The sequence below is a fragment of the Actinomadura sp. ATCC 39365 genome, assembly GCF_054392275.1.
Genome location: NZ_CP184335.1, coordinates 7,434,053 through 7,453,300, shown reverse-complemented (window position 1 = coordinate 7,453,300; position 19,248 = coordinate 7,434,053). Strand labels below are relative to the sequence as shown.

The 19,248-nt window shown below is 72.9% G+C and carries 21 protein-coding genes and 1 pseudogene; 10 read left to right on the top strand and 12 right to left on the bottom strand.

The features are described from left to right. Positions 1 to 57: 57 nt before the first annotated feature. From ACNF49_RS36365 to ACNF49_RS36355, 3 genes are all read left to right on the top strand, one after another. The gene (locus ACNF49_RS36365) at positions 58 to 678 is read left to right on the top strand and encodes a TetR/AcrR family transcriptional regulator (protein WP_357968911.1); all 621 of its coding nucleotides are present in this window, start codon (positions 58 to 60) and stop codon (positions 676 to 678) included. Next, complete coding sequence (locus tag ACNF49_RS36360; RefSeq protein ID WP_482940405.1) at positions 675 to 1,736, top strand: acyltransferase family protein; 1,062 nt, start codon at positions 675 to 677, stop codon at positions 1,734 to 1,736. The genes ACNF49_RS36365 and ACNF49_RS36360 overlap by 4 nt, the downstream gene beginning before the upstream one ends. A 105-nt stretch (positions 1,737 to 1,841) precedes the next feature. Continuing rightward, the gene (locus ACNF49_RS36355; RefSeq protein ID WP_357968915.1) at positions 1,842 to 2,906 is read left to right on the top strand and encodes a glycoside hydrolase family 19 protein; all 1,065 of its coding nucleotides are present in this window, start codon (positions 1,842 to 1,844) and stop codon (positions 2,904 to 2,906) included. 19 nt (positions 2,907 to 2,925) lie between these two features. Here the strand turns inward: ACNF49_RS36355 and ACNF49_RS36350 are convergent, their stop codons facing one another. Beyond that, positions 2,926 to 3,327: a MerR family transcriptional regulator gene (locus tag ACNF49_RS36350; RefSeq protein WP_482940404.1), complete on the bottom strand. Its 402-nt coding sequence runs from the start codon at positions 3,325 to 3,327 to the stop codon at positions 2,926 to 2,928. Positions 3,328 to 3,437: 110 nt separating this feature from the next. Here ACNF49_RS36350 and ACNF49_RS36345 point away from each other — a divergent pair, with 110 nt between their 5' ends. Then, a complete protein-coding gene (locus ACNF49_RS36345; protein WP_482940403.1) occupies positions 3,438 to 4,304 on the top strand; it encodes an NAD(P)-dependent oxidoreductase in 867 nt (288 codons plus the stop codon). Between the two features lie 97 nt (positions 4,305 to 4,401). Here ACNF49_RS36345 and ACNF49_RS36340 read toward each other — a convergent pair whose 3' ends face one another. Continuing rightward, the gene (locus tag ACNF49_RS36340) at positions 4,402 to 6,159 is read right to left on the bottom strand and encodes an AMP-dependent synthetase/ligase (RefSeq protein WP_482940402.1); all 1,758 of its coding nucleotides are present in this window, start codon (positions 6,157 to 6,159) and stop codon (positions 4,402 to 4,404) included. A 50-nt stretch (positions 6,160 to 6,209) separates the two neighbouring features. Next, a complete protein-coding gene (locus ACNF49_RS36335) occupies positions 6,210 to 6,392 on the bottom strand; it encodes a hypothetical protein (RefSeq protein WP_482940401.1) in 183 nt (60 codons plus the stop codon). A gap of 25 nt (positions 6,393 to 6,417) precedes the next feature. Here ACNF49_RS36335 and ACNF49_RS36330 point away from each other — a divergent pair, with 25 nt between their 5' ends. The 3 genes from ACNF49_RS36330 (at position 6,418) to ACNF49_RS36320 (ending at position 9,815) form a co-directional block, all read left to right on the top strand. Beyond that, a complete protein-coding gene (locus ACNF49_RS36330; protein ID WP_357968927.1) occupies positions 6,418 to 6,945 on the top strand; it encodes a CGNR zinc finger domain-containing protein in 528 nt (175 codons plus the stop codon). A 232-nt stretch (positions 6,946 to 7,177) separates the two neighbouring features. After that, positions 7,178 to 8,788: an ABC-F family ATP-binding cassette domain-containing protein gene (locus tag ACNF49_RS36325; protein WP_482940400.1), complete on the top strand. Its 1,611-nt coding sequence runs from the start codon at positions 7,178 to 7,180 to the stop codon at positions 8,786 to 8,788. A gap of 37 nt (positions 8,789 to 8,825) precedes the next feature. Further along, positions 8,826 to 9,815 carry a hypothetical protein gene (locus ACNF49_RS36320; RefSeq protein WP_357968932.1) on the top strand — a complete coding sequence of 330 codons (990 nt, stop codon included), beginning with the start codon at positions 8,826 to 8,828 and terminating at the stop codon, positions 9,813 to 9,815. Between the two features lie 73 nt (positions 9,816 to 9,888). Here the strand turns inward: ACNF49_RS36320 and ACNF49_RS36315 are convergent, their stop codons facing one another. Beyond that, positions 9,889 to 10,149 (bottom strand): TFIIB-type zinc ribbon-containing protein, encoded by a 261-nt coding sequence (locus ACNF49_RS36315; protein ID WP_357968934.1) that lies wholly within the window; start codon positions 10,147 to 10,149, stop codon positions 9,889 to 9,891. Positions 10,150 to 10,208: 59 nt separating this feature from the next. Then, entirely contained in the window at positions 10,209 to 11,063 is an 855-nt protein-coding gene (locus tag ACNF49_RS36310; protein WP_482940399.1) for a phosphotransferase, read from the bottom strand. 43 nt (positions 11,064 to 11,106) lie between these two features. Between ACNF49_RS36310 and ACNF49_RS36305 the strand changes: the two genes are divergently transcribed. After that, positions 11,107 to 11,421, top strand: coding sequence for a hypothetical protein (locus tag ACNF49_RS36305; RefSeq protein WP_357968937.1), 315 nt, complete (start codon positions 11,107 to 11,109; stop codon positions 11,419 to 11,421). A 67-nt stretch (positions 11,422 to 11,488) separates the two neighbouring features. Here ACNF49_RS36305 and ACNF49_RS36300 read toward each other — a convergent pair whose 3' ends face one another. Continuing rightward, positions 11,489 to 11,728: a hypothetical protein gene (locus tag ACNF49_RS36300; RefSeq protein WP_357968940.1), complete on the bottom strand. Its 240-nt coding sequence runs from the start codon at positions 11,726 to 11,728 to the stop codon at positions 11,489 to 11,491. Positions 11,729 to 11,877: 149 nt separating this feature from the next. Here ACNF49_RS36300 and ACNF49_RS36295 point away from each other — a divergent pair, with 149 nt between their 5' ends. After that, positions 11,878 to 12,774 carry a TIGR03619 family F420-dependent LLM class oxidoreductase gene (locus ACNF49_RS36295; protein WP_358010790.1) on the top strand — a complete coding sequence of 299 codons (897 nt, stop codon included), beginning with the start codon at positions 11,878 to 11,880 and terminating at the stop codon, positions 12,772 to 12,774. On the opposite strand, the gene ACNF49_RS36290 is transcribed toward ACNF49_RS36295, so the two are convergent. From ACNF49_RS36290 to murQ, 3 genes and pseudogenes are all read right to left on the bottom strand, one after another. Further along, positions 12,771 to 13,148, bottom strand: a complete 378-nt coding sequence (locus ACNF49_RS36290) for a VOC family protein (RefSeq protein WP_482940398.1) — start codon at positions 13,146 to 13,148, stop codon at positions 12,771 to 12,773. The two genes, ACNF49_RS36295 and ACNF49_RS36290, sit on opposite strands and share 4 nt — an antisense overlap. Before the next feature lie 4 nt (positions 13,149 to 13,152). Continuing rightward, entirely contained in the window at positions 13,153 to 14,271 is a 1,119-nt protein-coding gene (locus tag ACNF49_RS36285; RefSeq protein WP_482940397.1) for a serine hydrolase domain-containing protein, read from the bottom strand. 56 nt (positions 14,272 to 14,327) lie between these two features. Next, positions 14,328 to 15,226: pseudogene (gene murQ, locus ACNF49_RS36280) on the bottom strand (N-acetylmuramic acid 6-phosphate etherase). A 57-nt stretch (positions 15,227 to 15,283) separates the two neighbouring features. Here murQ and ACNF49_RS36275 point away from each other — a divergent pair. Next, positions 15,284 to 16,396: an exo-beta-N-acetylmuramidase NamZ family protein gene (locus ACNF49_RS36275; RefSeq protein WP_357968953.1), complete on the top strand. Its 1,113-nt coding sequence runs from the start codon at positions 15,284 to 15,286 to the stop codon at positions 16,394 to 16,396. A gap of 2 nt (positions 16,397 to 16,398) precedes the next feature. Here the strand turns inward: ACNF49_RS36275 and ACNF49_RS36270 are convergent, their stop codons facing one another. From ACNF49_RS36270 to ACNF49_RS36260, 3 genes are read right to left on the bottom strand one after another with little or no spacing between them, the layout of a single operon-like run. Beyond that, on the bottom strand, positions 16,399 to 17,253 hold the full coding sequence (locus ACNF49_RS36270; RefSeq protein ID WP_482940396.1) for a GNAT family N-acetyltransferase: 855 nt from the start codon (positions 17,251 to 17,253) through the stop codon (positions 16,399 to 16,401). Continuing rightward, entirely contained in the window at positions 17,253 to 18,263 is a 1,011-nt protein-coding gene (locus ACNF49_RS36265) for an ABC transporter ATP-binding protein (protein WP_357968959.1), read from the bottom strand. Before ACNF49_RS36265 ends, ACNF49_RS36270 begins: the two co-directional genes overlap by 1 nt. Further along, positions 18,260 to 19,246: an ABC transporter ATP-binding protein gene (locus ACNF49_RS36260; RefSeq protein WP_482940395.1), complete on the bottom strand. Its 987-nt coding sequence runs from the start codon at positions 19,244 to 19,246 to the stop codon at positions 18,260 to 18,262. The genes ACNF49_RS36265 and ACNF49_RS36260 overlap by 4 nt, the downstream gene beginning before the upstream one ends. Positions 19,247 to 19,248 lie beyond the last annotated feature (2 nt).

Here is a 19,248-nt window from a genome sequence, read left to right as displayed (position 1 = left end):
CGACGCACGAGGCCCGGCCCCCTGCAGGGTTCTGGCCGCCTGTGCTAGATTTTGGCCATGCGGTCAGAAAATCAGTCGGGCGGCCAGAAGGCGCGCTCGTTCATCGAGGAGGCCAGGCGGGCGCAGATCATCGCCTCGGCCGTGGAGGTGATCGCCGAGGTCGGGTTCGCCCAGGCGTCGCTGGCGCGCATCGCCCGGCACGCGGGCATCAGCAAGGGCGTCATCTCCTACCACTTCGCCGGCAAGGAAGAGCTGATGGAGGAGGTGGTCAACAGCGTCTACGGCGAGATCGCCGCACACGTCATGGCGCGGATCGAGGGCGTCGAAGGGCCCACCGCGATCGTGCGCACGCACATCCTCGCGGTGGCCGAGCACATGCGCGACCACCGCACCCGGCTCAAGGCCCTCGGCGAGATCTTCTACAACCTGCGCACCGCCGACGGGGAGCCGCGCTACGGCGTCAACGCCAACGACGAGCTCTACCAGGTGATGGAGCAGATCTACGCCTACGGCCAGTCCAGCGGCGAGTTCCGCGACTTCGACCGCCGCGTCATGGCCATCACCCACTTCTCCGCCATCGACGACATGTTCGCCTACTGGGTGGCGAACCCCGACCACGACCTCGACGCGCACGCCGCGGAGCTGGCCGACCTGTTCGAGAGGGCATGCAGGCGATGAAGACCGAGACCGGTACCAGACTCTTAGCCGTCGACAACCTGCGCGTGCTGCTGACCGTGCTGGTCGTCGCCCATCACGTCGCCGTCACGTACGGCAACATCCCGCTGTGGTACTACACCGAGCCGGCCGCCGACCCCTCCGGGACGGCGCTGGACATCCTGGTGGTCTTCAACCAGGCGTTCTTCATGGGGTTCTTCTTCCTCATCTCCGGCTTCTTCACCCCCGGCTCCCACGACCGCAAGGGCGGGCGCGCGTTCGTCCGCGACCGGCTGGTCAGGCTCGGGGTGCCGCTGCTGGTCTTCCTCGTGCTGCTGCGGCCGCTGCTCACGATCGGCGAGCACGGCATGCCGTTCTGGAAGTGGTACATCGTCTCGTGGGACCCGGGGCCGATGTGGTTCGTCGAGGTGCTGATCGTCTTCGCCCTGCTCTACGCGTGGTGGCGGCGTGCGGGCCGGTCCGGCGGCCAGGGGGCCGGGGCGCCGAGCCTCAAGGGGGTCGTGCTGTTCACTCTCGGGCTGGCGGCGGTCACGGTCCTGTGGCGGATCCCGGTGCCGCAGGGCACGTACGTGCCGGTGCTCGGGCTGCCCACGCCCTACTTCCTGCCGCAGTACGCGGCGATGTTCGCGGCCGGCGTGGTCGCCTTCCGGCGCGGCTGGTTCGAGGCGCTGCCCGGGCGGGCCGGGCGGGCCGGGTTCGTCGTCGCGGGCGTGGCGAGCGTGGTGCTGCTGCCGCCGGCGGCCCTGACCACCGGCCTGGTCGCGGTCGCGGTCACCGCGCTGTGGGAGTCCGTGTTCGCCGTCGGCATGATCGTCGGGCTGGTGGTGCTGTTCAGGGAGCGGTTCGCCCGGCAGGGGCCGCGCGGCAGGTTCCTGTCCGGCAACGCCTACGCGGTCTACGTCATCCACCCGCTGGTGCTGGTCGCCGTGGCCTGGGCGGTGCGGGGGCTGCACGCGGCGGCGATCGTCAAGTTCGCCCTCGTGCTGGCGGTGTCGCTGCCGTTGTGCTGGGGGCTGGCGTACGCGGTCCGGTCGCTGCCGGGGGCCAGGCGGATCCTCTGACCGCGGGCTTGACTTTGGGCCTTGCCGGGCCCTCGGCGGCGTGCCACCATCGCGCTAACTCTTAGGAAACTTTCCTAAGAGATTTCGCGAAGGGAAGTGATCGGGGTGCGCCGGAGCCTGACGCTGTTCGCCGCCGCGCTGCTGGTGGCGGGCGTCCTGTCGGCCGTCGTGCCGGCCCCGCCGGCCGGGGCGGCCACGTGCGCGACGCCGTGGAACGCCTCGACGGCCTACAACGGCGGCGCGGTGGTGTCCCGCGGCGGGCACAACTGGTCGGCCAGGTGGTGGACGCAGAACGAGACCCCCGGCACCGCCGCGGTCTGGACCGACCAGGGCGCCTGCGGCGGCGGCGGTACCCCCACGCCCGGCTGCGACCACCCGAACTGGGTGGCCGGCCGGTACTACGCCACCGGCAGCATCGTGCGATACACCGACGGCAACTACTACATCGCCGTCCACGACAATCCCGGCTACGACCCCGTGATCAGCACCTGGTACTGGGACCCGTACGCGTGCGACGGCGGCGGCGGGCCCACCGACCCGCCGGACCCGGGAGGCTTCGTGGTGAGTCAGGCGCAGTTCGACCAGATGTTCCCCGGCCGCAACTCCTTCTACAGCTACAGCGGCCTGACCACGGCGATCGCCGCCTTCCCCGCCTTCGCCGGGACCGGCTCCGCCACCGTCAGGAAGCAGGAGGCCGCCGCCTTCCTGGCCAACGTCAGCCACGAGACCGGCGGGCTGGTCTACATCGTGGAGCAGAACACCGCGAACTACCCGCACTACTGCGACGCGAGCCAGCCCTACGGCTGCCCGGCCGGGCAGGCCGCCTACTACGGCCGCGGGCCCATCCAGCTGAGCTGGAACTTCAACTACAAGGCCGCCGGCGACGCCCTCGGCATCAACCTGCTGAACGACCCCTGGCAGGTGGAACGGAACGCGTCCGTGGCCTGGAAGACCGCGCTGTGGTACTGGATGACCCAGAACGGCCCCGGCACCATGACCCCGCACGACGCCATGGTCAACAGCCGCGGGTTCGGCGAGACCATCCGCAGCATCAACGGCAGCCTGGAGTGCAACGGCGGCAACCCGGGCCAGGTGCAGAGCCGGGTCAACGCCTACCAGCGCTTCACCCAGATCCTCGGCGTCGCCCCCGGCGGCAACCTGTCCTGCTGACCGCCTCCCCGGCGCCCGATCAGGCCGGCCGCGCTCCCGCGGGGGCGTGGCCGGCCTGATCGGCCGGCGCGCGCCCTTCGGTGGTCTCCAGGTAGCCGCGCAGGGCGCGCCGGGAGCGGGTGAGCGTGTCGATCTGCTCGTCGAGGCCGCGCAGCCGGGCGCGCAGCGTGTCCAGCAGCTCGGGGCAGGGCACCAGATCGGGGTCGGGGCCCGTGACGCAGGGCAGCAGGTACGCGATCTCGTCGGTCGACAGCCCGGCGTCGAGCAGCTTCCTGATCTGGGCCACCGTCAGCACGGCCCCGTCGTCGTACTCGCGGTAGCCGCTGGCGCGGCGGCTGGGCTCCAGCAGGCCTTGGGCCTCGTAGTAGCGCAACTGGTGCGGGCGGACGCCGGTCCGCCGGCTCAGGTCACCGATCAGCATGGCCGTCCCCCTTGACCTTCATACCGGTCTGAACGTTGACGATTCTCCCATAGCTGCTGAACCACCTCTTTGGGAGAGCGACTGTGATGACCAAGGAAAGCCGTACCCCCGTGACCGTCCTGGGACTGGGGCTGATGGGGGAGGCGCTGGCCGGGGCGTTCCTGCGCGACGGCCGGCCGACGACCGTCTGGAACCGTACGGCGGCCAAGGCCGACCGGCTGGCCGGGCAGGGCGCCGTACCGGCCGGGTCGGCGCGGGACGCCGTGGCCGCCGCCCCGCTCGTGATCGTCTGCCTGACCGGGTACGACGCCGTCCGCGAGGTGCTCGACCCGCTGGGCGACGCCCTGGAGGGCCGGGTGCTGGTCAACCTCACCTCCGGCACCTCCGCCGAGGCCCGCGACACCGCCGCGCGGGTGGCCCGGCACGGCGGCGCCTACCTCGACGGCGCGATCATGACCACCCCCGCCGCCATCGGCACCCCGGCGGCCGCCCTCCTCTACAGCGGCCCGCGAACGGCCTTCGACCTGCACGAACCGGCGCTGCGCAGCCTCGGCGGCGCGACGACGTTCCTCGGCGCGGACCACGGCCTGTCGGCGCTCTACGACGTCGGGGTGCTGAGCCTGATGTGGAACATCCTCAACGGCTTCCTCCAGGGCGCCGCGCTGCTCGGGGCCGCCGGGGTGGAGGCCGCGGCGTTCGCCCCGGTCGCGCGGAACGGCGTCGAGACCGTGGCCGGATGGCTGGCCGACTACGCGCGGCAGATCGACGAGGGCGCGCACCCGGCCACCGACTCGACCCTCGACACGCACGTGGCGGCCATGGACCACCTCGTGCACGAGAGCGAGTCGCACGGCGTCGACGCCACGCTGCCGCGGTTCATCAGGGAGCTGGCCGGCCGGGCCGTCGCGGCGGGTCACGGCGGCGAGGGCTACACGGCGCTGATCGAGCAGTTCCGCAAGCCCTCCGGCCGGGAGTGAGACGGCGGCCCCGCACCGGGCTCGCCGGACGGCGGCGGGTTCTCGGACCCGTCGTCGTCGGTCGGCGTCGTCGGTCGGCGTCGTCGGTCGGCGTCGTTCAGTCGGCGTAGAAGCCGTCGAGGACCTCGGCGTGGCGTTCCTCGACGGCCTTGCGCCTGATCTTCAGGCTGGGCGTCAGCTCGCCGGTCTCCACGGTGAAGTCGCCGGCCAGGATCGCGAACTTCTTGACCGTGGCGTAACTGGCCTGGTCGGCGTTGACCTGCCGGATCGCCTTGTCGACCTCCTCGCGCATGCGCGGGTGCCCGCGCAGCGCCTCGGGGTCGGCCGGCAGCGACTCGGCCTCGGCCCACGGGCGCACGACGTCCATGTCGAGGGTGACCAGCGCCGTCACGTAGTTGCGGCGGTCGCCGTGCACGAACACGTGCGAGGCGAACGGGCAGGCGGCCTTGATCCGGCCCTCCAGGTGGGTGGGGGCGACGTACTTGCCGCCAGAGGTCTTGATCAGCTCCTTCTTGCGGTCGGTGATCAGCAGCCGGCCCGCGTCGTCGAGCTCGCCGATGTCGCCGGTGCGGAGCCAGCCGTCCGCCAGCGCCTCGGCCGTCTCCTGGGGCAGGCCGTGGTAGCCGCGCATGACGCCGCGCCCGCCGATGAGGATCTCGCCGTCGTCGGCGATGCGGACCTCGGTGCCCGGCAGCGGCGGGCCGACCGTGCCGAACCGTACCGACTCGGGACGGTTGAGGAAGCTGCCCGCCGACGACTCGGTCAGGCCGTACCCCTCCAGGATCGTCAGGCCGGCGCCGTCGAAGAACTCGGCGACGTCCCGCGACAGCGGCGCGGCCCCGGAGATGAAGAAGCGGATCCGGCCGCCGAAGCGCGCCCGCAGCTTGGCGAAGACCAGCCGGTCGGCCAGCGCGTGTTCGACCCGGGTGGTGAGCGGGACGGCCGCCCCGCGCTGCCGCGCCCTGCTGACCCGCAGGCCGGTCTCCCGCGCCCACTCGAAGATGCGCAGCTTGGCCCCGCCCTCGCGGCGCACGGTGGCGACGACCGTGTTGTGGATCTTCTCGAAGATGCGCGGCGCGGCGGCCATCACGGTCGGGCGCAGCGCCCCCAGGTTGTCGGCGATGCGGTCGAGGCGGCCGTCGATCGCGGTCGGCACGCCGATGTCGATCATCACCACCTCCAGCAGCTTGCCGAACGAGTGGGACAGCGGCAGCCACAGGAAGTGCAGGTCGGCGGGGGACAGGAGGCCGATCTCGCGGACCGAGCCGGCCGCGAACAGCCAGTTGTCGTGGGTGAGCTCGACGCCCTTGGGGCGTCCGGTGGTGCCGGAGGTGTAGATGAGCGTGGCCAGGTCGTCCTGGGCGATGGCGTCCACCAGGGCGTCGTAGTCGCCTTCCGCGCGGCTGACCGAGTCGAGGGTGACCACCCAGCCGTCGTCGCTCGCCGAGCCGTCGACGACGACCACGCACGTGACGTCGGGCAGCTCCTTCTGCACGGACCTGAGCTTGGCCACCTGCTCGTCGTCCTCGGCGATGACGATCGTGCTGCCGGAGTCGGTGATGACGAAGGCGCACTCGGCGGCCGTGTTCGACGGGTAGATGGTGGTGGTGGCCGCGCCCGTGGAGAGCACGGCCAGGTCGGCGAGGATCCATTCGAGCCTGGTCGAGCAGAGGATCGACACGCGCCTGCCGGGCCCCGCGCCGAGCCCGGACAGCCCCAGCGCCAGCCCGCGGACGCGCTCGCCGACCTCGCTCCACGACAGGGAGGTCCACGCCTCGCCCGACGGCACCCGGTACGCCTCGGCGTCGGGGGTGGCCGCGATCCGGTCGCGCAGCAGGGAGGGAATGCTGGACATGCCTGACCTCCTGAGGGGTGTGCTGCCGACTCTAGGACGAGTGCGCCGGATCAGTCGATGGCCGTGATCGACCTGCCGCCGACCGGGGGCGGGCCGGCGCACGCGACCGTCCTGGACGTGCGCACCTCCCACGCGCCGCAGGCGCAGCGCAGGTAGGAGACCAGGCCCTCGGAGGTGCGGTGGGAGGAGACGAGGGTCAGGGCGAAGGGGTCGTGCGGCTCTCCGGGATGCATGACTCCAACCTGGTGTAATGGCCTTGTGCATTTCAACACTTACGGCGGCAACGGCGCCGAACTCGCCGCGGCGCTCGTCAACGCGAGCGACTTCAGCCCGGCCGCGCTGCGGGAGACGCTCACGGCCAACGCCATGTGGCGCACGGACGTCACCCCGGCCCAGGCGGCGGAGCTGGCCGCCTGGGCCCGCCGGCTGGCCCCCGTCTTCGGGGAGCCCGATCTCGGCGTCCAGGTGCGGCTGATCAACGAGCTGCTGGAGGTCACCGCCTCCAAGCCGCACATCAGCACCCACGACGGCCTGGAGCCCCACCTGCACTTCTTCTCCACCGAGGCCGACATCGTCTCCAGGGCCAAGGACACCACCGCGGGCGGGCTGGCCATGGCCGTGTGCTTCTCCGACGGGCGGCGGCTCGGGCGGTGCGACCGGACGGGGTGCGAGATCGTCTATGTGGACACCTCGCGCAACGGGCGGCGCCGGTTCTGCTCGCTGACCTGCGCGAACCGGGTCAACGTGGCCGCCCATCGCGCCCGGGACGTTGCCCGTCGGTCGTGATTTGGGTAATATGTCCGGGTCGTATCGCCGACCCCTGGGGGCTGTTGACGTGAGGATCTGAGGCCGCGGGCACCGCGCCTACCCGCCCGGTCACGGGCTCCGTCGCGCGCACACCTCGACCTCGGCGACCTCTTCGCCCCGGTTTTTCCAGCTCAGGCTGCCTGGTTGTCGCGCGCGCAGCGGTGTTCCCGCCAAGTCACGAAATTTCGGTTTTTGTGATGGGAGCCGCCTTATGTCTTTTTCCATTGTCGTCGATCAGGTGTCCTTCGGCTGGCCCGACGGGACCATGGTGCTCGACGGTCTCGACGCCGCCTTCCCCGCCGGGCGTACCGGGCTCATCGGGGCGAACGGGTCGGGCAAGTCCACCCTGCTCAAGGTCATCGCCGGGGAGCTGACCCCGGGATCGGGCTCGGTCTCGGTCACCGGCGAGGTGGGGTACCTGCCGCAGAACGTGCCGCTGGAGGGCAGCCGTACGGTGTCCGACCTGCTGGAGATCAGCGGGAAGCGGGCCGCGCTGCACGCCGTCGAGAGCGGCGACGTCGCCGAGGAGCACTTCACCGCCATCGGGGACGACTGGGACGTCGAGGAACGCGCGCGGGCCGAGCTCGACCGGCTCGGGCTCGGCCACGTCGGGCTCGACCGCACGGTCGCGACGCTGTCGGGCGGCGAGGCCGTCATGGTGGCGCTGGCCGCGCAGATCCTCAAGCGTCCCGCCGTTCTGCTGCTCGACGAGCCCACCAACAACCTCGACCTGGACGCCCGGCAGCGGCTCTACGCCGCGGTCTCGGCGTACCCGGGGGTGCTGGTGGTGGTCAGCCACGACCGGGCGCTGCTCGACCTCGTGGACCAGATCGCCGAGCTCCGCGCCGCCGCCGTGCGCCTGTACGGCGGCAACCTGAGCGACTACGAGGAGCAGGTCGCCGCCGAGCAGGAGGCGGCCGAGCGCACGGTCAGGACCGCCGAGGGCGAGGTGCGGCGGCAGCAGCGCGAGCTGATCGAGGCCAGGACCAGGCTCGACCGGCGCAGGCGCAACGCGCGGAAGGCGTTCGAGAACAAGAAGGTGCCCAAGATCGTCGCCGGCGGGCTCAAGATGAAGGCCCAGGTGTCGGCGGGCAAGCACCGCGCGCTGCACCAGGAGCGGCTGGCCGAGGCCAGGGGCAGGCTGACCGAGGCGGAGCTGGCCGTGCGCGACGACGCCGAGATCCGCGTCGAGCTGCCCGGCACCGCCGTCCCGGCCGGCCGGACCCTGCTGACGCTGCCGCTCGACCGCCCCGACGGCTCCGACGGCCCCGACGGCGGGCCCGGCCGGGACGGGCTCAAGGCGCTCGACCGGCTGGTCGTCCGCGGCCCCGAACGCATCGCGCTGCTCGGGCCCAACGGGTCGGGCAAGACGACCCTGCTGCGCAGGATCGTCGAGCACGGCGCGCACGTCCCGGTGCGGTACCTGCCGCAGCGGCTCGACGTGCTCGACGACGCGCTGAGCGTCGTGGACAACGTCCGGGCCGTGGCGCCGGCGGCCTCGGTCAACGACGTGCGGGCGCGGCTGGCCCGCTTCCTGTTCCGCGGCGCGCGGGCCGACCAGCCCGTGGGCACGCTGTCGGGCGGCGAGCGGTTCCGCGCCACCCTGGCCGCGCTGCTGTCGGCCGATCCGCCGCCGCAGCTACTGCTGCTGGACGAGCCGACGAACAACCTGGACATGTCCAGCGTGCGCCAGCTCTCCCAGGCGCTGGCGGCCTACCGGGGCGCGCTCGTCGTGGCCAGCCACGACGTGCCGTTCCTGGAGACGCTGGGGATCACCCGGTGGCTGCGACAGGATCGGGACGCGGGACTGGCCGAATCGTAATTGACGTGTGGGGATCAACCGGGCAATAGTGGGGCAGGTGGCTTCACCCCGGTTGATCTCCTGCGTTCTCGCCCTGGCGACGGTGACGCTCGCCGCCTGCTCCTCTCCGCCACCGCTGACCGGCGGTGAGCCGAAGGTCAGCGGCGTGGCGGACGGCAAGGGCGGAGCTCCCGCCGGCGACCCCGGCGGGGACCCCACGTCGGGGTCCAGCCCCAGCGTCAGCGCCCTGACGCCGGAGGCGTACAAGGGCGAGCTCGACAACAGGCACAAGGCGATGACCGGCGCGATCAGCGGGCTGGCCGGCGCGCGCGGGGTCCAGGCGCTCAACCAGCGCGTGGACAAGGCCGAGCAGGCGCTGAGCGGCGCCGCCGACGCCCTGTCCGCGATCGCCCCGCCCGCCGAGATCCGCGCCCAGCACGACGCGTACGTCACCAGCCTGCGCGACTTCGCCACCGAGCTCGGCTCCACGGCGGGCAAGGTCGGCAGCCGCGAGCTGTGCACCTCCTCGGCCGTGCTGAGCGACCTGAACACCAAGCTCACCGCCCTGAACAAGGCCGGCGAGGCCCTGCAGAGCGCCGGCGACTACCCGGCCGACGTCGTCACCGTCAAGGCCGGCGGCAAGCAGAACCGGCGGCTGAAGAACGGCGCGTTCGTCCGCCGGACCTCCCTCGGCGGCCGCAGCTCCCTGGAGGTCGACAACGGCGGCACCCGCGACGCAGTCGTCACGGCGGTCAGGGGCGGCGGCAAGACGTTCAGCGTGTACGTGCGCAAGAAGACCAAGTTCAAGGTCAGGGGCGTGCCCGACGGCTCGTACAAGATCTACTTCACCCACGGCGTGGACTGGGACGGCAAGAGCCGGTCCTTCAGCCGCCAGTGCAGCTTCGAGCGGTTCCAGAAGTCGGTGAAGTTCAAGACCACGGTCACCGCCACCCAGATCCTCTGGCACGACTGGCGGGTCACCCTGCACGCCATCTCCGGCGGCAACGCCCGCACCGCGCCCGTCAACCCCGAGGACTTCCCGAGCTGACCCCTCCGGAGCCGAACCCGCACACGCGAAGCGGCCGCGCGGACGCGCGGCCCTTTTCCGGCTGCCGGGGCGATCAGGTCGAGAACAGCATGCCCACCCAGCTGCGCTGGCGGTGGTGGCCGTAGTGGTGGCCGCCGTGGTGAGGAGCGCCCCAGGCCGGCCCGGGGGCGGCGGGGGGCGGCGGCGGAGCGGTGTGGTACTGCGACTCCATGCGGGTCAGGGTCTCCAGCTCGCCATAGTCGAGGAAGATCCCACGGCAGTTGTCGCACTGCTCGATGTGGACGCCGTTGCGCTCATATGTCCGCATGTTGCCGCGGCACTTCGGGCACTGCATCTAAGTCGCTCTCCTTGGATCCGGGGTCTCAGGCTGAAACCTACCGCGTGCGGCCCCCGTCACGCTCGGACGATTCTGCTGCACGATTCGATTAACGCGTGCTCCACCTCGTCGAGTTCCCGGTTCTCGCGCTCGGCGTTGAACACGGCCACGGCGGCCAGCTGCACGGTCAGCGCCCTGGCCGGCAGGTCGAGCCGCTGCCAGGGATCGTCGCCCTGGCCGAGCGCGGGGCCGCCCGAGGCCAGGTAGGCGCCGAGGAAGCGTTCCCAGACGGCCGGCTCCAGCAGGCCCGCCGCGTACCAGGCGGCCGGTCGCGCCAGGTCCCAGGCCGGGTCGCCGACGCCCAGGTCGTCGACGTCGATGAGCAGCCACCGGTCGCGGCAGACGAGCTGGCCCAGGTGCCAGTCGCCATGGGTGAGCAGGCCCGGCACCGGGGCGGGTTCGGGCAGCTCCTTGAACGCGTGCCTGACGAGCTGCTCGACCGGGCCGTCGCCGCTCATCCTGGACACCGCGCGGGCGGCCCGCGCCGGGCCTCCGGCGGGCGGCATCGGCGGCACCAGCGTCAGGGGGACGGCGTGCAGCCGGGCCAGCAGCCGCGCGCCCTCCTCCCAGGGGGCGGACCCGGGATCGTCGTGGGGGACCGGGCGACCGGCCGGCCAGACGCTGACCGCGCGGCCCGCCGCCGTCAGCACCTCGGCCTCCAGCGGGGCCAGCAGCACGCCGTTGACCGCGGCCGCGGCGGCGGCCCTGAGACGGGCGCGCAGCGGCTCCACCTCGTCGCGGGCGGAGTGGGCCTTGACCACCACCTCGCCCATCCGTAACACGACCACGTCGGTGCGTGTCTGGTGTCGCACGGGTTCGCCCGTGCCGCCGTACGCCGCGGCGATGCCCGCCAGCTCCTCCTCTAGACCCACTCGTACAGAGTATTGGGCAGTGTTGGGGGTAAATGCCGTTGTGATGGCGGGAGCGAGGGAGTGGGCGGCGCTGGCACGCGAGTGGCTGAGGGCGAGCTCGCCGCGGGCCGCCCAGGCGATGCGCGAGCAGGATCAGGAGGCCGCCCGGCGCCGCAGGGAGCGGCGGCCGGCGGCGGGCCGGCGCGCGAGGCGCGCGGACGGTGAGGCCGCCCAGGAGCCTGCGCGGTGGGCGGTCGAGCCGGAGGCGACGGACGGTCCGGGCCAGGAGGAGATCGAGCGGGCGCGTGCGGCGCTGGCGCGCGCCACCTCACTGGAGCGGGCGCGGGCCCGGGCGCGGCGGGAGCGGGGGCACGGGTGACATGACGGATGACGCCACCCGAGCCCTCACGAGGGCCGCCGTCAGGCGCTACAGGGCCTGACCGCGGCTACTTCCTCAGCCAGAGCATGTAGTACGGGCTGTCCCAGCGGCACTCGTACTCCTTGTACCCCTTCGTGACGAGCAGGGTGGTGCCCGCCGACACGCAGTTCTGCAGGGTGCGGTACGCCTGGTAGGGGGTCCAGCTCGTGGCCGAAGCGGCGGCCGGAGCGGCGACGGAGAGGGTGCCGGCGGCGATGGTCCCGGCCATGGCCAGTGCCATGCCGAGCCGTGCGGACTTCTGTCGCATGCATCGTCCTTCCTCGTGGGCACGGCGCGGGCGCGCCATGTTGATCATTCCCACGGTAACGCTTCTTGATCATGAAGATGCCCCTTTTGTCGATCTTGTACCTTTCGGGTGGTGGGAGATCGCGAACCGGGGTCGGTCAGACTGGGACCATGAGAATCGGTTTCGCCGTACCCCAGTCAGGGCCCTGGGCCACACCGGAGAACATGCGCCGCGTCGCCACGCGGGCCGAGGAACTGGGCTACCACGAGCTCTGGACGTTCCAGCGGCTGCTGTACCCCGTCGGCCATCCCATGGGGCCGACCTACCGCAGCGTCCACGACCCGCTGGTCACGCTGGCGCACCTGTCCGGCGTCACCGGGACGATCCGGCTGGGCGTGGCCGTGGTCAACGCGTACGTGCAGCCGGTCGTGCTGGCCAAGCAGCTCGCCACCCTGCAGACTCTCTCCGGCGGCCGGGTCAGCGCCGGCGTCGGGCTCGGCTGGGTGCCGGAGGAGTTCGAGGCCGCGGGCGTCGGCATGGAGCGGCGCGGGCGCAGGGGCGAGGAGTTCGTCGAGCTGCTGCGCAAGGCGTGGACGGACGACGTCGTCGAGCACGACGGCGAGTTCTACCGGGTGCCGGCCGCCCACATCGACCCCAAGCCGGCGCCGGGCCCGCCGCAGGTGCTGCTGGGCGGCACCGCCGAGGTCGCGCTGCGCCGGGCCGGCCGGCTGGCCGACGGCTGGATCAGCTCCAGCAGGGAGGACCTGTCGGCGGTCGCGGGCCGGATCGGGCTGATCAAGGAGACGATCGCCGGCGCCGGGCGCGACGCCGCCGCGTTCCGCTTCGTGTGCCGCGGCGTCACGCAGGTGCGGCCCGCGGGCGCCGAGGACGTCCGCCGGCCGCTGACCGGCACCTACGAGCAGATCAGGCAGGACGTCGCCGCCCTGGCCGCCGAGGGCGTCACGGACGTCTTCCACGACCTCAACTTCGACCGGGAGATCGTCACCGCCGACGCCGGGGAGGCGATGCGCCGGGCCGAGGAGGCCCTGGAGGCGCTGGCGCCCTAACCGCCGTAGGGGACCGTGATGATCTCCAGGTTGTGCCCGTCGGGGCCGGACCAGTAGAGCCCGCGGCCGCCGTCGTGGGTGTTGATCGCGCCGGGCCTGGTGTGCCCCGGATCGGCCCAGAACGTCAGGCCGCGGCTCCTGATCCGGCCCCAGATCTGGTCGAACTCCTCCTCGCCGACGAGGAAGGCGTAGTGCTGCGGGGTCACCTCGCCCTCGGCCTGCATCACGTCGAGCGAGACGTCGTTGGCCAGCGTCACGACCCGGAACGGGCCGTAGACCGGCGCGGGCTCCAGACCGAGGACGTCGACCAGGAAGTCGGCCGTGGCGTCCCGGTCGGTGGCGGCGACGATGGTGTGGTTCAGCTGCACGGGCATGCGTTCACGCTACGTGCCGCAGCGCCTCGGCGGCCACCGCGCACCGCAGCTCGCGCATCCCCGGCCGCCCGCGCACCGGATGGACGGCGTTGGTCAGCAGCACCACGGTCAGCCCGCGCGCCGGATCGACCACCAGCGACGTCCCGGTGAACCCGGAGTGGCCGTACGCGCCGCTCAGCGGGCCCACGATGCCGGGGTCGCCGATCCGCACGCCGAGCCCGTGCCGGAACGCCGCCCCCTCCGCCCCCTGGTCGCGGGTCATCTCGGCCACGCTCGACGGGCTCAGCATCGCGCCCCCGCCCAGCCGCAGCGCCTCCCCGAAGGCCAGCAGGTCGTCCGCCGGGGCGAACAGGCCCGCGTGCCCGGCCACCCCGCCCAGGGCGTGGGCCGTCTCGTCGTGCACCTCGCCGCGCACGCAGCCGGGGCCCGGCCGTTCGGGCTTGAACTCGGTCGCGGCGACGCGCTCGGCCCGCCCGCCGCCGCCGACCGGGCGGTAGCCGGTGCCGGGCAGGCCGAGCACGTCCGTGATCCGGGCGCGGACCAGGGCGTCGAGCGGGGCGGATGCGGCCAGTTCGGCGATCCGGCCGGCCATCACCATGCCGACGTCGCTGTAGAGGTAGGGGCCGCCGACCGGGCCGGTGACCGGCGTGCCGAGCATCGCGGCCATGCGCTCGTCCGGCCCGGCCTGCGGAAGCTCCAGGTCGATCCGGCGGGTCGGCGTCAGGCCCGCGGTGTGGGTGAGCAGGCGGCGCAGCGTGATCCGCGGGTCGGCCCCGGGGATCCACGTCCGGACCGGCTCGTCCAGGTCCAGCAGGCCCTCCTCGGCGAGCGAGAGCACCACCGCGGTGGTGCACAGCTTGCTGACCGAGGCCAGGTCGAACACCGAGTCCCGGCGCGCGGGGGGCCGATCGGCGGCGAGCGTCCCCGGGCCCCCGGACCCGGTGTCCCGCCCGCCGTCGGAGTCGCCGTCCCGCGTGCCGCCCGGCACGGCGTCGGTGTACCTGACCAGTTCGCCCACCGCCGCGGCGGCGGTCACCGTGCCGTGCACCGCGATCAGCGCGACCGCCGCCGGGCACACCTCGGGCACCGCGGCGGCCAGCAGGCGCTCCAGCCGGTCCGACATCCCCGTTCCCCCCTCGTCAGTCCCCGATGGTCCCCCGGGGCGTCCCGTCCGGTACGTCAGCCGCTGAGCGCGTCGCTGAGCCGCTCTCCGTGCGACTCCAGCAGCGCGCGGGCCGCGTCGGGGTCCAGCCCGTGCTGGATCATCACCACGGCCGTCTTCGCCTGCCCGCCGGCCGCCTCCAGCGCCGCGCCCGCGGTCGCGGCATCGGCCCCGGTGATCTCGCTCACCATACGCAGCGCGCGGGAGGCGAGCTTGCTGTTCATGGCCGACATCTCGATCATCTTGTTCCCGTAGGTCCGGCCCAGCCTGACCATGGAGATCGTCGAGATCATGTTGAGCACGAGCTTCTGCGCCGTGCCCGCCTTCAGCCTGGTCGAGCCCGCCACCACCTCGGGCCCCACCACGACCTCGATCCCGTGCTCGGCGGCGGCCGACAGCGGCGCGCCCGTGTTGCACGACAGCCCCGCGGTCAGCGCCCCCGGCCGGCGGCCTCGGCCAGCGCGCCCAGCACGAACGGGGCCCGCCCGCTGGCCGACACGCCCACCACCGAGTCGAGCGCGCCCACCTCCAGGTCCTTCATGGCCGCCGCGCCCGCCTCGGCGTCGTCCTCCGCGCCCTCGATGGACCGGGTCAGCGCCTCGGACCCGCCCGCGATGACGCCCTGCACCAGCGCGGGGTCGGTGCCGAACGTGGGCGGGCACTCGCTGGCGTCGAGCACGGCCAGCCGTCCCGAGGTGCCGGCGCCGACGTACAGCAGCCTGCCTCCCTCGGCCATCCGGGCGGCGATCGCGTCGATGGCCGCCGAGATCGCCGGGACGGCCGCGGCCACGGCCACGGGCACCTCGGCGTCGGCCTGGTTCATCAGTCGGGCGATCTGCTCCGTCGGCAGCCGGTCGATCTGGCTGTAGCGGGGATCGCTCTGCTCGGTGGACAGCTCGGGCAGCGGATCAATCATGACGCTAATTTCCACCCTTTACTTCTCAGTTGTAAATATCTTTCAGAGAATGGATCCATGTCACACGTACGCACCGGAGCCGAACGGCTGGCCGCGGACCCCGCGCTGGCCGGCGGAGCCCGTCTCGGCCTGATCACCAATCCCACCGGCGTCCTGCCCGACCTGACCCCCACGACCGACGCCCTGCTGGCCGCGGGCCTGCCCCTGACCGCGCTGTTCGGCCCCGAGCACGGCCTGCGCGGCACGGCCCAGGCGGGATCGAGCGAGCACGACGCGGTGGACCCCGCGACGGGACTGCCGGTCCACGACACCCACGAGCTGTCGGGCGACGACCTCGACCGCGTGGTCGCCGCCTCCGGCGTGGACACGCTGATCTTCGACATCGCCGACGTGGGCGCCCGCTTCTACACCTTCGTGTGGACCATGTACGACCTGCTGGCCTCGGCCGCCCGGCTGGGCCTGTCGTTCGTGGTGCTGGACCGGCCCAACCCCCTGGGCGGGACCGTCGAGGAGGGCCCCCTGCTGGACCCGGCGTTCGCCAGCTTCGTGGGCCGCTTCCCGCTGCCCGTGCGCCACGGCAGGACCGCGGGGGAGCTGGCGGCGCTGTTCGGCTTCGACGCCGACCTGCGGGTGGTCACGATGGAGGGCTGGCGGCGGGACATGAGCTGGGCGGAGACCGGCCTGCCCTGGGTGATGCCCTCGGTCAACATGCCGACGCCCGACACCGCGCTGGTCTACCCGGGCACCGGGCTGTTCGAGGGCACGAACTTCTCCGAGGGCCGCGGCACGACCAGGCCGTTCGAGCTGGTCGGGGCGCCGTACGCGGACGAGCGCTACGCGGCCGCCCTGAACGGGCTGGAGCTGCCCGGCGTGCGGTTCAGGGACACCTGGTTCACGCCGACGTTCCACAAGCACGCGGGCGTCCCCGTCCGCGGGGTGCAGCTGCACGTGCACGACCCGCGGGCCTTCCGGCCGGTGCTGACCGGGTTGTCGATGCTGCACACGGCCCGCGTCCTCTACCCGGACGACCTGGTCTGGAAGGGCGAGGACCTGTTCCTCGACCTGCTCTGGGGCTCCGACGCGCTCACGCGCTGCCTGGAGGCCGGGGACGACCCGCGCGAGCTGTGCCCGCCGCCCGGCCGTCCCGAAGGACATCTGCTCTACAGCTGACATCACGCCAGGTCGCGCCGGTAGAGCCAGAAGACGCGTTCGGCTCGCGCGCCCACGGCGCGCGAGTAGAACCGCAACGGCCCCACCCATCCGATCTCGGCGCTCTCCTGACCGGCGGCCCGCTGCTCGGCCAGGCAGCGGCGCAGCAGCACCCCGCCGAGGCCGAGCCCGCGGGCGTCCGGAGCGGTGCCCATCGGGCCGAACCAGGCCGGCCGCGCCCCCCAGGCGGCGAAGGCCAGGACGCGCCCGTCGCGCTCGGCGTAGTGCAGGCCGGTCGCGTTGGCCGCCTCCCAGGCCCACCGCTCGTTCCAGTGCTCCTCGACGAACGCGGCCACGGCCGAGCGGTCGGCGCCCGCCGCCCGCACCGTGACCCCCGCCTGCTCCAGCCGCGCCAGGTCGTCCTCGACGGACAGATCGGCCCGCAGGTCGGCGGTCATGTTCCAGGCGACGTGGTAACGCTCGTAGCCGAGGCTCTCGGCCAGGCAGGCGGCGGCGGTGTACCGCACGTCGATGCCGGGCCAGGCGTAGCAGGGCGGGTTCCCGGCGAAGCGCGCCTGCCGCACGCCGTGCCCCCGCAGCCACTCCTCGGCCGCCGCCACCAGCGCCCGCCCGTGCCCGCGGCCCTGGACCGAGGGGTGCACGGCCAGCAGGTCCAGGTGCCCGACCTCGGGATCCTTCGACGAGACCGACGTCATCACCACCCCGCCGTCGGTCGCCAGCGCCGTCCAGCGGCGCTCGGCGGGCGGCTCGGCCAGGCGCCGGACCAGGCCGGGGGCCTCGGGCGCGTCCAGCGTCAGCGCGGCGGCGGCCACCCGGGCGGCCTCGGCCAGGTCCGCGCCGCGGACGGTGGGCGACATCACACCTCGCTCATCGGGCGCGCGATCACGTCGCGCCGCTCGGGGTAGAAGCACGCGTGCTGCTGCGGCACGCCCTCGGTGATCTGCAGCAGCGGCCGCTCGCCCGTGCACCGCTCGCCGCGGAAGGGGCAGCGGCGGGCGAACAGGCAGCCCTCGTCGGCCTTGCTCTCGTCCAGCGACTCCAGCGGCGACACCGGCTGCGCGCCGGGCTCCTCCAGGCCGTGCAGCACGGGGATGGCCGACAGCAGCGACTGCGTGTACGGGTGCACCGGGTCGGCGATGACCGTGTCCACCGGGCCGCGCTCGACGACCTGGCCGCGGTAGATGACGTAGAGCTCGCCGTCGTCGCCGATGTAGCGGGCGGTGGCCACGTCGTGGGTGATGAACAGCACGCTCACGCCCAGCCGCTCGCGCAGGTCCTTCAGCAGCGCGAGGATGCCCAGCCGGAGCGAGACGTCGATCATCGAGACGGCCTCGTCGGCGACCAGCATCTCCGGGTCGACGGTCAGCGCGCGGGCGATGACCACCCGCTGCCGCATGCCGCCCGAGAGCTGGTGCGGGTAGCGCGCCAGCACCGAGCCCGGGTCGAGGCCCACCATCGACAGCACCTCGGCGGCCCGCTCCTCGATCCACTCCTTCGACCGCCCGGTCTGCCCGGCCCGCAGGCTGAGCGGCGCGTACAGCGTCTGGTGGATGGTCCGGGTCGGGTTGAGCGCCGAGTACGGGTCCTGGTGGATCATCTGGATCCTGCGGAAGTACGGCTGGCGCTTCTTCTGCTTGAGCCCCGACATGGACACGTCGCCGATGACGATCTCGCCCTCGTCGTAGGTCTCCAGCCCGGCGATGATCCGGCCCAGCGTGGTCTTGCCGCAGCCGGACTCGCCGATGAAGGAGGCCGCGCCGCCCTTGGGGATGGAGAAGTCCACCCCGCGCAGCGCCCGCACCTCCCGCCCGGCCAGCACGTTGCCGCGCTGCTTGTACGTCTTGACGATGCCGGTCCCGGTGATCACGCGTGCTCCTTCACGGTCACGGCGTGGCAGGCCACGACCCTCGATCCATGCGCCACGGCCTGCGGGTCGGCGGTGTCGCACACGTCCATGCGCAGCGCGCAGCGCTCCCTGAACACGCAGCCCTCCTTCGGCACCGTGGCCAGCGTCGGCGGCCGGCCGGGCAGCGCCTGGGCCTCGGCGATGTCGCCCACGAGCCGGGGGATGGCCCTGATCAGGCCCCGGGTGTAGGGGTGACTGGGGGAGCCGAGCACGTCTCGGGTCGGGCCCTGCTCGACCAGGCGGCCGCCGTACATGACGACCAGGCGGTCGGCGACCTCGGCCACGACGCCGATGTCGTGCGTGATGACCAGCGTGGTCAGGCCGCGCTCGGCGTGCACCTCGCGGACGATCTTCAGGATGTTCGCCTGGGTGATCATGTCCAGGGCGGTCGTCGGCTCGTCGAGCACCACCAGGTGGGCGTTGAGCACCAGCGCCAGCATGATGCCGACCCGCTGGCGCATGCCGCCGGACAGCTCGTGCTGGTGCGAGTCGAGCACGCGCGCGCCGTCCAGGCCCATCCGGCCGAGCAGCTCCTTGGCCTCGCGGACCAGGCCGGGCAGGTCCTCCACGCCGTGCGAGCGGCCCAGGTCGAGGAGCTGCTTGCCGACCGTCTTGAGCGGGTTGAGCGAGTTCTGGGCGGCCTGGAAGACGTATCCGATGTGCCGGCCGCGGGCCTTGCGCAGCTCCTCGCCGGCGAAACCGGTCACGTCGCCGAGACCGTCGATCGCGACGCTGCCCGCGGCGATCCTGCCCGGCGGCTGCACCGCGTTGAGCAGCGACAGCGCCAGCGTGGACTTGCCCGAGCCGGACTCGCCGACGATGCCGGTGATCGTGCCGGGCTCCAGCGTCAGCGTGACGTCCCGGACGGCGGGCAGTTCGCCCGCGGGGGTCTTGTAGACGACCGTCAGGCCGTCGATGCGCACTCCCGGCGCTTGTTCGGCCACTT

Bases quoted from the DNA above. Each gene is read 5' to 3' on its own strand.
- ACNF49_RS36365 (WP_357968911.1), top strand. From the start codon at position 58: ATGCGGTCAGAAAATCAGTCGGGCGGCCAGAAGGCGCGCTCGTTCATC.
- ACNF49_RS36360 (WP_482940405.1), top strand. From the start codon at position 675: ATGAAGACCGAGACCGGTACCAGACTCTTAGCCGTCGACAACCTGCGC.
- ACNF49_RS36350 (WP_482940404.1), bottom strand. From the start codon at position 3,327: ATGCTGATCGGTGACCTGAGCCGGCGGACCGGCGTCCGCCCGCACCAG.
- ACNF49_RS36340 (WP_482940402.1), bottom strand. From the start codon at position 6,159: ATGTCCAGCATTCCCTCCCTGCTGCGCGACCGGATCGCGGCCACCCCC.
- ACNF49_RS36335 (WP_482940401.1), bottom strand. From the start codon at position 6,392: ATGCATCCCGGAGAGCCGCACGACCCCTTCGCCCTGACCCTCGTCTCC.
- ACNF49_RS36325 (WP_482940400.1), top strand. From the start codon at position 7,178: ATGTCTTTTTCCATTGTCGTCGATCAGGTGTCCTTCGGCTGGCCCGAC.
- ACNF49_RS36315 (WP_357968934.1), bottom strand. From the start codon at position 10,149: ATGCAGTGCCCGAAGTGCCGCGGCAACATGCGGACATATGAGCGCAAC.
- ACNF49_RS36305 (WP_357968937.1), top strand. From the start codon at position 11,107: ATGGCGGGAGCGAGGGAGTGGGCGGCGCTGGCACGCGAGTGGCTGAGG.
- ACNF49_RS36300 (WP_357968940.1), bottom strand. From the start codon at position 11,728: ATGCGACAGAAGTCCGCACGGCTCGGCATGGCACTGGCCATGGCCGGG.
- ACNF49_RS36295 (WP_358010790.1), top strand. From the start codon at position 11,878: ATGAGAATCGGTTTCGCCGTACCCCAGTCAGGGCCCTGGGCCACACCG.
- ACNF49_RS36290 (WP_482940398.1), bottom strand. From the start codon at position 13,148: ATGCCCGTGCAGCTGAACCACACCATCGTCGCCGCCACCGACCGGGAC.
- ACNF49_RS36285 (WP_482940397.1), bottom strand. From the start codon at position 14,271: ATGTCGGACCGGCTGGAGCGCCTGCTGGCCGCCGCGGTGCCCGAGGTG.
- ACNF49_RS36275 (WP_357968953.1), top strand. From the start codon at position 15,284: ATGTCACACGTACGCACCGGAGCCGAACGGCTGGCCGCGGACCCCGCG.
- ACNF49_RS36270 (WP_482940396.1), bottom strand. From the start codon at position 17,253: ATGTCGCCCACCGTCCGCGGCGCGGACCTGGCCGAGGCCGCCCGGGTG.